The organism is Phenylobacterium sp., from assembly GCF_019636135.1.
GTDB lineage: Bacteria > Pseudomonadota > Alphaproteobacteria > Caulobacterales > Caulobacteraceae > Phenylobacterium.
Genome location: NZ_JAHBYD010000001.1, coordinates 122,488 through 135,069, shown reverse-complemented (window position 1 = coordinate 135,069; position 12,582 = coordinate 122,488). Strand labels below are relative to the sequence as shown.

The window sequence follows — 12,582 nt, the reverse complement described above, 5'->3', positions numbered from 1 at the left end:
GCGCCCCTGGCCCATCCGGTGGTAACGTGTTTTATTGCCCGAAGGTAACGCGTTATTCTCGGGCAGGCAAGACGGTTGAAAGCAAGCCGCCGACCGTCCGGGGGGAGGACCCATGCGCCCTGACGATCCCGCCGATGCCGTCCGCACGCCCGACGTCAGTCTCATCCGCACCCTGCTGGAGCGGGCGGCCACGGCCCCTGACAGGACCTATGTCGTCGACCTCGAGGCGCGCAGCCTGACCTACGGCGAAACGGTCGCCCGCGCCCGGGCCTGGGCGGGCGCGTGGCGCAGGGCCGGCGTGGCCCGGGGCGACCACGTCGTGACCATGCAGCACAACACGATCGAAGCGCTGCTGGGCTGGCTGGGGCTGGCCTGGCTGGGGGCGGTCGAGGCGCCGATCAACACCGACTATCGGGGCGACCTCCTCGTCCATGCCCTGAACCTGACGCGGGCGCGGACGATGCTGGTGATGGACCGGTTCCTGGACCGGGTCGCCGAGGTCGCCGGCCGGCTGGAGCACCTGGAGACGATCGTCGTCGTCGACGGCGCCGCGCGACCTTGCGCGCGGTTCCGGATGATCGGCGCAGAGGCGTTCCTCGCCGGCGCCGAGGCGCCGTCGGACCTGGCCGTCCCCGCCCCCTGGGACATCATGAACGTGCTCTTCACCTCGGGCACGACCGGACCCTCGAAGGCGGTGCGCCTGCCCTGGGCGCAGATGCACGCCATGGTCGCCGGCTCGTTCAGGATGGAGGATTTCGGCCCGGACGAGGTGATCTACAACGCCGGCCCCACCTACCACGGCGGCGCCAAGGTCTTCCCCTACATGGCCGCGCTGTGCGGCGGACGGCACCTGATGCGGCCCTTCATCAGCCGCAGCGCCGCGGCGGCCGAATACCTCAGGTTCGGCGTCACCGTGGGAAGCGTCGTGCATGACTGGCTGGCCGAGCCCGAGCGGGCGGACGATGCGGAGCGGCCGCTGAAATTCCTGCTGACCCCCTATCGCGACCCGGCGGCGGAGCCGTTCGCGCGGCGCTTCGGATGCCGGCGCTTCGGCGTGTTCAACATGACCGAGGTGAGCTGCCCCATCCGGTTCCGCGACTGGGACGCCGTCGTCCACGACGCGGCCGGCCGGATGAGCTGCGGCGTGCTGCGCGACGGCTACCAGGCCCGCGTCGTCGATGAGCACGACCAGCCCGTGCCCGACGGCCAGGCCGGCGAGTTGATCTTGCGCGCCGACCGGCCGTGGGTGATGAACGCCGGCTACCTGAACAACCCCGAGGCCACGGCCGAGGCCTGGCGCAACGGCTGGTTCCACACCGGCGACGCCGTCTACAAGGACGCGGACGGCAACTACTTCTTCCTCGACCGGATGAAGGACGCCATCCGCCGGCGCGGCGAGAACATCTCGAGTTTCGAGGTCGAAGCCTATGTCAACGCCCACCCCGCCGTGGCCCTCTCGGCGGCCGTGGCGGTGAAGAAGGCCGACCACGCCGGCGCCGACGAGGAGATCAAGGTCGTCGTCCAGTGCGTCCCCGGACAGTCGGTGAGCGCGGAGGAGCTGGTGCGCTGGCTGATCCCGCGGATGCCACGGTTCATGGTGCCCCGCTACGTGGAGTTCATCGACGCCCTGCCGCTCACGCCCACCCAGAAGGTGCGCAAGAAGGTCCTGCGGGAGAGCGGCGTCGGGCCGCAGGCGTGGGATCGCGAGGCGGCGGGGATCGAGGTCCCGCGCTGAGCCCCGGCCCCGGCCCCTCGCGGCGGGCCAGGCGGGCGCCCCGATCCTACCAGGTGTCGATGTAGGGCCGCTTCTTCCCCTCGCGCTTCGGCGGGGGCGTGCTTTCGAGGCCGGCGACGATCCACCTCCGCGTCTCGGCCGGGTCGATGACGTCGTCGAAGTCGAAGCCCATGGCGACGTTCAGCGCCTTGCCCTGCTCGTAGGCCCTGGCCACCATCTCCTGGTAGGCGGCTTCGCGCGCCTGGGGATCGGCGATCGCTTCGAGCTCCTTGCGGTAGCCCAGCTTCACCGAGCCCTCGAGGTTCATGCCGCCGAACTCGCCGGTCGGCCAGGCGACCGTGAAGAACGAGGCGTGCGAGCTGCCGCCCGCCATCGCCAGGATCCCCAGGCCGTAGCCCTTGCGCAGGACCACCGTGAAGACGGGCACGGTGAGGTTCGGGCCGGTCACGAACATCCGGCAGCAGTGCCGGATCAGGCCGGTCTTCTCGGCTTCCGGCCCCACCATGTTGCCGGGCGTGTCGGCCAGCACGACCAGCGGGATGTCGAAGGCGTCGCAGAGCTGCATGAAGCGCGCCGCCTTGTCGGCGGCGTCGGAATCCACCGCCCCGCCCAGGTGGGCCGGGTTGTTGGCGATGATCCCCACCGGCCGGCCCTCGATCCGCGCCAGGGCGGTGACCATGCCCAGGCCGAAGCCCCTGCGCAGCTCCAGCACCGAGCCGTCGTCGGCCAGGGTCTCGACCACCTCGCGGACGTCGTAGACCCGCACCCGGTTCTCCGGGATCAGGTGGCGCAGCCGGCGCTGGTCGGCGCACGACCACGTGGGCGACCGGCCCTGGAAATAGGACAGGTAGCGCTTGGCCGCCTCCACCGCCTCGGCCTCGTCCCTGACCACGATGTCGACCACGCCGCCCGGGACCTGGATCGACAGCGGCCCCACCGCCTCCGGCGTGTAGACGCCCAATCCGCCGCCTTCGATCACCGCCGGCCCGCCGACCCCGATGGTGGAGCCTTCGGTCGCGATGATGACGTCGCAGCAGCCCAGGAGGACCGCCGCGCCGGCGAAGCAGCGGCCGTTGGTGATCCCGATCTGCGGCGCCAGGGCGCTCAGCCGCCCCTGCAGCATGAAGGCGCGGACGTTGAAGACGCCGCCGCCCGACACGCGGTCGGTGTCCCCCGGCCGGCCGCCCCCGCTCTCCGAGAAATAGATGACCGGCAGGCGCCATCTCTCGGCCAGCTCGAACAGCCGGTCGGTCTTCTCGTGGTTCTTCATGCCCTGGGTGCCGGCAAGCACCATGTAGTCGTAGGACATCACCACGCAGCGCGAGGCCTCGGGGCCGAACAGGTCGCCGTTCACCCGGCCGACGCCCGCGACCATGCCGTCGGCGGGCGTCGTGCGGATCAGCTCCTCCACCGGGTTGCGGAGGCGGCGCCCGGCGATGACGAGGCCGCCGTACTCCACGAACGAGCCGGGGTCGCAGAGATCGTCGATGTTCTCGCGGGCGGTGCGGTAGCCCAGCTTGCGCCGCTTCGCCACCGCCTCCGGCCGCGCGGCGTCGAGCAGGACATCGTGCCGGTCCATCACGTCGCGGAGGTCCGGCCGGATGTGGTCGAGGTCGATCTCCTCGTCGGCCGCGCTGTCCGCCTCGCCCAGGTCGGCCGGCTCGATGAACACCAGGCTCTGGCCCTCGGCGACCGTCTCGCCCACCGCCACGGCGTGCCGGCGCACGAAGCCGTCGACGCCGGCGGGGACGAGGTGCTCCATCTTCATGGCTTCCAGGACCGCCACGGGCGCGTTCGCCCGCACGGCCTCGCCGGGCGCGACGGCGAGGCTGACCACCGTCCCCTGCAGGGGCGCATCGACGGCCCGGGTCCCGGGCGGCGCGGCCACGGCGGCCTTGGGCGAGCCGGCGCCGGCGGCCCCCGCCCTGGCCTCGAAGTTCAGCGGCGGGCCCAGCGCCTGGGCTGCGGCCGCGAGTTCGCCGGCGCGGGTCTCCATGAGGGCCGTGGTCCAGTCGCCGGCGACGAAGGCGGGATCGCGCAGGATGGCGCGGAGGAACGCGATGTTGGTGGGCGCCCCCTCGATCCGGAACTCGGCCAACGCCCGATCCGCGGCCCTGTGGAGCGTCACCGGGTCGCCGGCCAGGTCGTGGACGACCACCTTGGCCAGCAGGGAGTCGAAGCGGGCGCTGGTCTCGTAGCCGGCGTAGCCGAAGCCGTCGACGCGCACGCCCGCGCCCGAGGGCGGCTCGTAGGCCGACAGCACGCCGCCGGCCGGACGCACCGTCCCGTCCTCGCCCATCCGCTCCAGGTTGATGCGGGCCTGGATCGCGGCGCCGCGGACCGGCGGCGGGCCGCCCGCCAGGCCCAGGTCGGCCAGGCTGCGCCCGTCCGCCACCGCGAGCTGGAGCTCGACGAGATCCAGCCCCGTGACGGCCTCGGTGACGGTGTGCTCCACCTGGAGCCGGGCGTTGGCCTCGATGAAGGCGTGGCCGCCCCCCGGCTCGACGAGGAACTCGATCGTCCCCACGCCGCGGTAGCGCACCGCCCGCCCCAGTTCGAGCGCCGCCTCGAGCAGCCGCGCACGCACCGGCGGCTCCAGGCCCAGGGCCGGCGCCAGCTCGACGATCTTCTGCCGCTGGCGCTGGACGCTGCAGTCGCGGTCCCAGAGGTGGATCACCTCCCCCGACCCGTCGCCCAGGATCTGGACCTCGATGTGCCGGGCCCGCGGCAGCAACCGCTCGACATAGAGTTCGCCTGCGCCGAAGGCGGACAGGGCCTCGGACGCGCAGCGCTCGTAGGCCGCCGCCAGGTCCTCGATCCGCTCGACCGGGCGCATCCCGCGGCCGCCGCCGCCGGCCACCGCCTTGACCATCACGGCCCCGCCCGGCCCCAGGGCGCGCAGGAAGTCCTCGGCCTCGGCGAGGCCGGTCGGCCCTTGCGTGCCCTCCAGGACGGGGACGCCGCATCGGCGCGCGATCTCGCGCGCCGCGGCCTTGTCGCCGAACGCCGCCAGGGTCTCGGGGTCAGGCCCCACGAACGTCAGGCCGGCCTCGGCGCAGGCCCTGGCGAAGGCGGCCGATTCGCTCAGGAAGCCGTAGCCGGGGTGGATGGTGTCGGCGCCCGTCGAGCCGGCCGCCGCCACCAGGGCGGACGCGTCGAGGTAGGCCGCCGGGCCGACGCCCTGCAGCGCCTGCGCCTCGTCGCACCGCCGGACATGCAGCGCGCGGGCGTCATCCTCGGAATGGACCGCCACGGTGGGAAGCCCCAGCCGGGCGGCGGTGCGGGCGATGCGGACGGCGATCTCGCCGCGGTTCGCGATCAGGAGCTTGCGCATGGGACCCTTACCGATCGCTCGCCGCGGCGCGTTCCTCGCGCTCCAGGTCGGCCAGGATTTCGGCGTGTCGCCGGCGGTCGAGCGGATAGGTCCACATGATGCTCATCGAGATGCAGGTGAAGATCAGCATGGCCGGCCCGTAGAGGATGGCGAGCTGCACGGTCGCCTCGCGGGGCACGGCGTCGACGGGCACGCCACGCGGGAAGTTGATCAGGTCCAGCGCGACGCCGGCGATGGCCCCGCCCACGCCCAGCGAGGCCTTGCGGGTGAAGGCGCTGGCCCCGAACAGGAACCCCTCGGAACGGCCCCGGAAGCGGTGGTGATAGGCGTCGGCGACATCGGCCAGCATCGCGCCCGCCACCACGACCGCCGGCCCGCCGATGAAGCCCGCGACGAAGGTGCTGGTCGCCAGGAGGACGGTCAGGAAGCCCTTGTCCTCCAGCGGGAACGCGCCCGCCAGCGCCAGGCCGATGGTGGCCGCCGGCACGATCACCGAAAGGACCACGCAGGCTACGTAGACCGGCTTCTTGTCGAAACGATGCGCCAGCGCCCGGGCGATGAAGGCGCCGGCCATGAAACCGAAGACATTGGCCACCAGCACCGCCTGGACCCCCGTGGTCGGGAGCTTCCAGAAGTAGGTGTTCAGGTGGATGTTCAGCGCCGCCTGCACCCCGCCCAGGATGTAGGAGATCAGGATGGCGACGAAGTAGACGGTGAAGGCCTTCAGCCGGAACGCCGTCAGCAGGTTCCGCACGAGCCCGCCGCTGCCGATGGCCAGGCTGCCGTTGGCCGTGCCGCGCGCGTACACCTCCTGGGCGCGGCGCTGGGTGCCCAGCGCCGAGGCGAAGATCACGACGATCACGAGGGCCCCGCACACGGTCGCCAGCGGCTGGTAGGCGGCGGGATCGAGCTGGCCGTTGGGGAAGGCCTCGGTCGACTTGAAGAACACGCTGAAGGCGAGCCCCAGCACGGCCAGGCGGCCGATGTAGGCGAAGAGCGCCCGGAACCCGCTCACCGAGACGCGTTCCCTGAAGTCGGTGCTGAGCTCGGCGCCAAGGGCCATGTGCGGCACGAAGTAGAACGACTGCATCAGCCGCCCCGCGGCCGTGAACCCCAGCAGCCAGGCGAACAGGCCCCATTGCCCCAGCGCCGCCGGCGGGCTGAACAGCAGGAAGAGGCACACCGCCAGGGGAATCGGCGCGAGATAGAGGAACGGGTGGCGGCGGCCCAGCCGTGAACGGAAGTTGTCCGAGACGTTGCCGATGATCGGGTCCGTCACGCCGTCGAACACGAGGGCGATCATCAGGGCGAGGCCGGTCAGCGAGCCCGACAGCCCGACCACCTGCACATAGAAGAAGAAGAGGAACGTCTCGAGGGTGGCGGTCTTCACGCCCTCGGCCGCTTCGCCCAGGCCATAGCTGAGCTTGGTGGTCAGCGGCAGGCGCTCGCGGCCGGGCGCGGCGTCCATCGGGCCGCGGCCGTCCGCCTCCTCCACCACGCTTGCCGTCATGATCTCCCCCCGCCTGGGCCTGGCCGATGGTAATTTGTTACCGATAACGCCGCCGCAACGGCCTCGGGTCAAGCGGAACCTGTCGACGAGCCTTCCCGCCCCGGATGGCGGAAACGGGCGGCTCCCCACGAGGAGAGCCGCCCGGAGACGGCGGCTTCGGCTAGGTTGCTGGTGCGCGGGCGATCCAGGACGTGACGCGCGCGCCCACGAGCTCGGGGCGCTCAAGGTGGAGGAAGTGGCCGGCCCCGGGGATGACGGCGAGCTCGCGCCCGGCGCGGAAGATCTCCGCCGGCATGGCGCGCAGGAAGAGCTCCGCCGCCACGCAGCCGTCGCGGGCGCCAGCCAGGCCCAGCACCGGCGCGGCGATCGGCGTCGCGAGCAGCGCGGCGGCCTCGGACCAGCGCGCGTGGGCGGGATCGAAGGCCCGGCGGTACCAGGCGAGCGCGCTGGCCGCGACCTGCGGATCGGCGAAGGCGGCGCGCATGGCCGCCAGGGCCTCCGCGTCGGGCTCCCAGCCGGGCGACCAGCGGCGCCAGAAGTGTTCCAGCAGCCCCTGCTCGGCGATCAGCAGCTCGGGCAGGTCCGGGCGCTGCAGCAGGTAGAGGTACCAGGAGCGCTCCACCTGCTCGAGGTCGGTGGGCAGGAGGGCGGCGAAGGCGGCGGGATGCGCGACCGCCAGGATCGTCAGCGAGGCCACGCGATGCGGCGCCTTCGCCGCGGCGAGCTGGACCAGGCTGGAGCCCCAGTCGTGGCCGACGAGGTGCGCCCGCGCCGCGCCCAGCGCATCGAGCCAGCCGATCACGTCGTCGACCAGCGCCGCCAGGCCGAAGTCGCCGTCCGCCGGCGTCGAGCCCGGCTCGTAGCCGCGGCAGGTGACGGCGACGGCGCGGAAGCCCGCACCGGCGAGCGCGGGCGCCAGGTGACGCCACGTCGCCGGCGTGTCCGGGAAGCCATGCACGAGCAGGACCGGCGGGCCCTCGCCCAGCTCGTAGGCGGTGAAGGCGAGCGCGCCGACCCGCAGCGTCCGGACCGTGGCGCCCGCGATCAGCTCGCCCACGGCCGGACCAGGATCTTCGCGTGCCGCTCGGGGTCGCTGAGGTCGGCGAAGGCCTGGGTCACGCCGTCCAGGCCCACCGAGCCGGTGAGCAGCGGCGCCCAGTCCACGCGGCCGGTCCGGATCAGCTCCAGCGCCTCGGCGAACTCCCCGGCCGCGTAGTAGATGACGAACTGGAGCTTCAGCTCCTTGGTGATCGCCGCCATCGGGGTCAGGCTCTCGTCGCCCACCGCGATGCCGGTGACCAGGATCTGCGCGTCCTTCGGCGCCTCGATCACCAGGCGGTGCAGCATCCCCGGCGCGCCGGTGTTCTCGAAGATCGCCACCGGCCGGCCCGGCGCCGCCTCGACCGCGCGGGCGACCACGCTCTCGGCGCGGGCGTCGACCACGGCCGTCGCGCCCAGCTCCGCGGCCAGCCGGCGGCGCGTCGGCGACAGGTCGCCGGCCACGATGGTCTCGAACCCGCGGGCGCGCAGCACCGCGGCGATGGCCAGCCCGATCGGGCCGCAGCCCACGACGACGCACGCCTCGTCGCCGCGCAGCGCCGCCTTGTTGACCGCATGCACCGCGATGCCGAACGGCTCCACCAGCGCGGCCGCCTCGTCCGACACCTCGTCCGGCACGGGCAGCAGGAGCGCCTCGGTCAGCTCCATGTATTCGGCGTAGGCGCCCGGCGTGTCGGGACGCGACCCCACCAGCACCGGCGCGCCGCCGCGCATCACGAACGGCATCGACGCGACGCGGTCGCCGGCCCGGAGCGTCTTTGACGTCCCGGGCCCGAAGTCGACGATCTCGCAGACGAATTCGTGGCCCAGCACCGGCCCTTCGCGCAGCGCCCGCTCCATGCCGGAGGTGTCGGCGCCGAGCGCCCGGGCGCGCGCGATGATCTGCGGCGCGTGGTGGAAGTAGTGCAGGTCCGAGCCGCAGATGCCGCAGGCCCGCACCTTCGCCAGCACGTTGCCGGGGCCGGGCCTGGGGATCGGGCGCTCCTCGACCTCGAACCGGTCGCCCCGCATGACCGCCGCGCGCATGCTCATCCCCCGACGACGATCAGCTTGGAGCAGTCGAGGCCCAGCGCCTCGCAATAGCCGCGGTAGAGGTCGAGCACCGCGCGCGCGTCCAGCACCGACGTGATCTGCCCCTCGGCGTCGAGGTTGATGTTGGCGCCGTAGATGGCGAACCACGTCACCATGCGGCCCTCCATGTCCGGCGGCGTGCAGAGGGTGTGGCGCGACCCCGCCGGCTCGAACAGGTACGAGCCCGGCCGGCTCACCTCGTCGGGGCTCTCCAAGTAGTACCAGGCGCCTTCCAGCGTCACGGCGAAGACGATGCCCGTGTGGTAGTGGGTCGCCACGCGATAGCCGGGCGGCAGGCGGGTCTTGGAGATCCAGAGCCCCTGGCTCAGGTCGACGTGCAGAAGCTGCAGCGCCGAGCCGTCGCCCGCCTCCATCCACGGCAGGTCGTCGTCGCCGACGTGCAGCGTGGGCAGGAGGCCGTCGGCCGGCACGATCGGGCGGCCCATGCGGGCCTGGGCGAAAGCGGCGAGGCGCGGGTCGATGGCGGGGGCGTCATCCATGGGTCGGGGCTCCGGTGAGGGCTACTGGACGCTGGCGGCGCGGGCGGTGAAGTCGGCGCGCGCGGCTTCGAAGCCGGGCGGCAGGCGGACCTTCGCCGGGTCGTACCAGGGCATGAAGGTGCCGATCAGGCGCGGCAGGTAGTCGGCGCGGTAGGCGCGCATGCGCCGCTTGCGCACGGCCGCCCATTCGGGCGTGTCGTAGCGCGCGATGGCCTGCGGATCGGCGGCGATCATCGCCGCGGCGAACCGGCGGCACCAGGCGTAGTAGTGCTTCTGGAACCACACGCTCATCCGCGTGCGGTAGGCATAGTCGCCGACCACCGCCTCATAGACGTCGAAGCAGACCGTCCGGTGCTCGATCTCCTCCAGGATGTGCCAGTACATCAGGCTGCGGATCGGCTCCTTCATCCAGCCGAACATGCCGGTGCGGATCTGCGTCCGCGCGCCGGCGCAGGTCATGGATTCGAAGCCCTCGCCGTAGGCCAGGTTGAACTTCAGCGGCTTCTCCGCCGACCAGGCGGTGAACTCGGCGGCCACCTCCTTTTCGAGCTCGGCCAGCGCCGGGCCGGACGGGTGGATGCGGCGCACGACCTCGTTCAGCCGCGCGTGCTGGCGGAAGTGCTGACCCTCCTGGGCGCAGAACCGCTTCATCTCCTCGCGCAGCCGCTCGTCGCGGATCTCCGGCATGGCCGCCTGGATCGTGCGGATCAGGAACGGCTCCAGGTAGGGCAGCATCATCCAGGCGCCGACGAAGAAGTACGACATCGCCGGGTCGCCCTCGATGAACACGAGGTCGAGGTCGTCCGGGAATTCGAAGTCCATGCGCCGGACGGGAATCGCTTCAGCGACGTTCACGCGCCCTTCCTCCCTTGCTCCGACCGGAAATAAGCACTGAACATTTGATTAGTCCAGCCACTCGCCGTACGGTGACCGCACGTTCAGCGGCGGCAAGGCGCGGGCGACGGGGAGGACCGATGGCTGGCGCGGCGTCGACAATCAGGAAGCCTGTCGAGGCGGACGGCGTGCGGATCGGCGCGGGCGCCTGGTACGCCATCGCGGTCCTGACCGGGGTCTCCTTCTTCAACTACATGGACAGGATGGTGCTCGCGGTCCTGCTCGAGCCCATCAAGGCCGAGCTGGGCCTCTCGGACGGTCAGTTGGGCCTGCTCTCGGGCCTCGCCTTCGCCGCGTTCTACGCCACGCTCGGCATCCCGCTGGCCCGCCTCGCCGACCGGTCGTCGCGCGTGCGGCTGCTGGCCGCCTGCCTGGCGCTCTGGAGCGTGATGACCGCCGTGACGGGCCTCGCCCGCAGCTTCGGCCAGCTCTTCCTGGCGCGCGTCGGCGTCGGCGTCGGCGAGGCCGGCTGCGTGCCCGCCGCCCACTCCCTGATCGGCGACTACCTGCCGCCGGCGCGCCGCGCGCTGGGCATCTCGATCTTCCAGGCGGGCGGGCTCGCGGGCCTCAGCGCCGGGCTGGTGGTGACCGGCCTGCTCGCCGACCACTTCGGCTGGCGCGCGGCGCTCTGCATCGTGGGCCTGATGGGCGTGCCGCTGGCGCTGCTGATCTTCACGACGCTGCGCGAGCCGCCCCGGCGCGGCCACGTCGCCGAGGCCGCGGTCGAGCCCGCGGCGCAGGCGATCGCGGCCCTGCTCCGCCGCCCCGCGCTGCGCCACCTCGTGCTGGCGCTGTCGATCGGAGCCTTCGGCACCTACGGCCTGACGCAGTGGTTGCCGGCCTTCTTCATCCGCATCCACGGCCTCACGCTCACCCAGATCGGCCTGTTCTCCGGCACGGTCAGCGGCGTCGGCGGCATCCTGGGCGTGATGCTCGGCGGCTGGCTCGGGATGCGGCTGATCCCGCGCGATCCGCGCTGGGAGCTCTGGTTGCCGGCCATCGCCTACGGCGGCTCGGCGCCGCTCTACGCCGCGGTGTTCCTGGCGCCGTCGCCGTGGATCGCCATCGGGATCAAGCTGTTCGCGACCTTCCTGGCGGCGTCGGGCGGCGGCGTGGCGCTGTCGGCCATCCAGTCGTTCGCCGAGCCGCATCGGCGCGCCACGGCCATCTCGCTGACGCTGTTCCTGTCGTCCCTGCTGGGCCTGGGCCTGGGCCCCTGGCTGGTGGGCGAGGCCAGCGATGCGCTCGCCCCCACGTTCGGCAAGGAAAGCCTGCGCTACGCGCTCTTGATGTCGACGGTCGCCCTCGTCTGGGCCGGCCTGCACTTCTTCCTCTCCGCCCGGCGCGCCCTGCGCGACCGCGTGGCCTGATCCGGAGCCCCGCCATGCCCTACGACGCACCCTTGCAGACCGAAGCCGAGGTCCGGCGCGACCTGGCCGCCGTCTACCGCCTCGCCGCGCTCGAAGGCTGGGACGACCTGATCTTCACGCACATCTCGGCGCGCGTCCCGGGACCGGAGCACCACTTCCTGATCAACCCGTTCGGGCTGCGGTTCTGCGAAGTGACCGCATCCAACCTCGTGAAGGTCGGCCTGGACGGTCAGCCGGTCGAGGACAGCCCGCATCCGGTGAACCCGGCCGGCTTCGTGATCCACTCGGCGCTGCACATGGCGCGCGACGACGCCCGGTGCGTCATCCACCTGCACACCGACGACGGCGTCGCCGTGGCCGCCCAGGCCGACGGCCTGCTGCCGCTGTCGCAGCACGCGATGATGGTCGCGGGCCAGGTGGCCTACCACGACTACGAGGGCATCGCCTTCGACCTCGACGAGCGCGAGCGCCTGGTCCACGACCTCGGCGACCGCCACCTGATGCTGCTCCGCAACCACGGCACCCTGGCCGTCGGCCCGAGCTGCGCCGGCGCGTGGCTGGCGATCTACTTCCTGGAGCGCGCCTGCACGATGCAGGTCCGCGCCCAGTCCACGGGCGCCCGCCTCGCGACCCCGAACCAGGGCGTGCCCGAGAAAGTCACCGACCAGTCCCGCTCCCTCTTCGACGGCTCCGCCGGCGCCTTCACCTGGCCCGCCCTCCTCCGAAAGCTGGACGCGGAATCGCCCGGCTACGCGGCCTAGGGCCGCTCTCACCCGTCGGCCTCACTCTCAACTGTCATCCCGGTTTCGCCGCAAGGCGAAGACAGGGACCCAACCGACCGGTGCTCCGCGTCGGGGGCGGCCCGCCGCGCGTGGGCCGGCCTAGGTCCGTCCCGCCGAACGCCGCGTGAAGGCTCGCCGACGTCGCCGCGCCGGCCGATGGCCGGATGGCGCGGCGACCGCATCGAGGACCGCCGGGCGCGCAGGTCGTCGCCATCGGTCCTCGCCTACTCTTTTCCACGCGCATATCCATCCAAACCCAGAAGCCTGGGCGAGATGACGGAGGCCGACGGCGAGGGCTTTCACTATGAAACTCGTTGGGTTCTCGTT

At 72.4% G+C, this 12,582-nt stretch carries 9 protein-coding genes; 3 read left to right on the top strand and 6 right to left on the bottom strand.

Going from position 1 to position 12,582, the window contains the following annotated elements:
* The first annotated feature begins 112 nt into the window (after window positions 1–112).
* Window positions 113–1,735, top strand: coding sequence for an AMP-binding protein (locus KF737_RS00635; RefSeq protein ID WP_296449131.1), 1,623 nt, complete (start codon window positions 113–115; stop codon window positions 1,733–1,735).
* Window positions 1,736–1,781: 46 nt separating this feature from the next.
* Here the strand turns inward: KF737_RS00635 and KF737_RS00630 are convergent, their stop codons facing one another.
* From KF737_RS00630 to KF737_RS00605, 6 genes are all read right to left on the bottom strand, one after another.
* Window positions 1,782–5,069 carry a carboxyl transferase domain-containing protein gene (locus KF737_RS00630; protein WP_296449125.1) on the bottom strand — a complete coding sequence of 1,096 codons (3,288 nt, stop codon included), beginning with the start codon at window positions 5,067–5,069 and terminating at the stop codon, window positions 1,782–1,784.
* Between the two features lie 7 nt (window positions 5,070–5,076).
* On the bottom strand, window positions 5,077–6,579 hold the full coding sequence (locus tag KF737_RS00625; protein ID WP_296449122.1) for an MFS transporter: 1,503 nt from the start codon (window positions 6,577–6,579) through the stop codon (window positions 5,077–5,079).
* A 160-nt stretch (window positions 6,580–6,739) separates the two neighbouring features.
* Window positions 6,740–7,636: an alpha/beta fold hydrolase gene (locus KF737_RS00620; RefSeq protein ID WP_296449119.1), complete on the bottom strand. Its 897-nt coding sequence runs from the start codon at window positions 7,634–7,636 to the stop codon at window positions 6,740–6,742.
* Window positions 7,624–8,670, bottom strand: a complete 1,047-nt coding sequence (locus KF737_RS00615) for a zinc-binding dehydrogenase (protein WP_296449116.1) — start codon at window positions 8,668–8,670, stop codon at window positions 7,624–7,626. Before KF737_RS00615 ends, KF737_RS00620 begins: the two co-directional genes overlap by 13 nt.
* On the bottom strand, window positions 8,667–9,209 hold the full coding sequence (locus tag KF737_RS00610; protein WP_296449112.1) for a 2,4'-dihydroxyacetophenone dioxygenase family protein: 543 nt from the start codon (window positions 9,207–9,209) through the stop codon (window positions 8,667–8,669). Before KF737_RS00610 ends, KF737_RS00615 begins: the two co-directional genes overlap by 4 nt.
* Before the next feature lie 21 nt (window positions 9,210–9,230).
* Window positions 9,231–10,064 carry a metal-dependent hydrolase gene (locus KF737_RS00605; protein WP_296449109.1) on the bottom strand — a complete coding sequence of 278 codons (834 nt, stop codon included), beginning with the start codon at window positions 10,062–10,064 and terminating at the stop codon, window positions 9,231–9,233.
* Between the two features lie 119 nt (window positions 10,065–10,183).
* On the opposite strand from KF737_RS00605, the gene KF737_RS00600 reads away from it, so the two are divergent.
* Window positions 10,184–11,473, top strand: a complete 1,290-nt coding sequence (locus KF737_RS00600) for an MFS transporter (RefSeq protein ID WP_296449106.1) — start codon at window positions 10,184–10,186, stop codon at window positions 11,471–11,473.
* A gap of 14 nt (window positions 11,474–11,487) precedes the next feature.
* The gene (locus tag KF737_RS00595; RefSeq protein WP_296449103.1) at window positions 11,488–12,234 is read left to right on the top strand and encodes a class II aldolase/adducin family protein; all 747 of its coding nucleotides are present in this window, start codon (window positions 11,488–11,490) and stop codon (window positions 12,232–12,234) included.
* Window positions 12,235–12,582 lie beyond the last annotated feature (348 nt).

Coding starts and splice junctions, on each gene's coding strand:
- KF737_RS00630 (WP_296449125.1), bottom strand. CDS start 5,069: ATGCGCAAGCTCCTGATCGCGAACCGCGGCGAGATCGCCGTCCGCATC.
- KF737_RS00615 (WP_296449116.1), bottom strand. CDS start 8,670: ATGAGCATGCGCGCGGCGGTCATGCGGGGCGACCGGTTCGAGGTCGAG.
- KF737_RS00610 (WP_296449112.1), bottom strand. CDS start 9,209: ATGGATGACGCCCCCGCCATCGACCCGCGCCTCGCCGCTTTCGCCCAG.
- KF737_RS00625 (WP_296449122.1), bottom strand. CDS start 6,579: ATGACGGCAAGCGTGGTGGAGGAGGCGGACGGCCGCGGCCCGATGGAC.
- KF737_RS00595 (WP_296449103.1), top strand. CDS start 11,488: ATGCCCTACGACGCACCCTTGCAGACCGAAGCCGAGGTCCGGCGCGAC.
- KF737_RS00635 (WP_296449131.1), top strand. CDS start 113: ATGCGCCCTGACGATCCCGCCGATGCCGTCCGCACGCCCGACGTCAGT.
- KF737_RS00600 (WP_296449106.1), top strand. CDS start 10,184: ATGGCTGGCGCGGCGTCGACAATCAGGAAGCCTGTCGAGGCGGACGGC.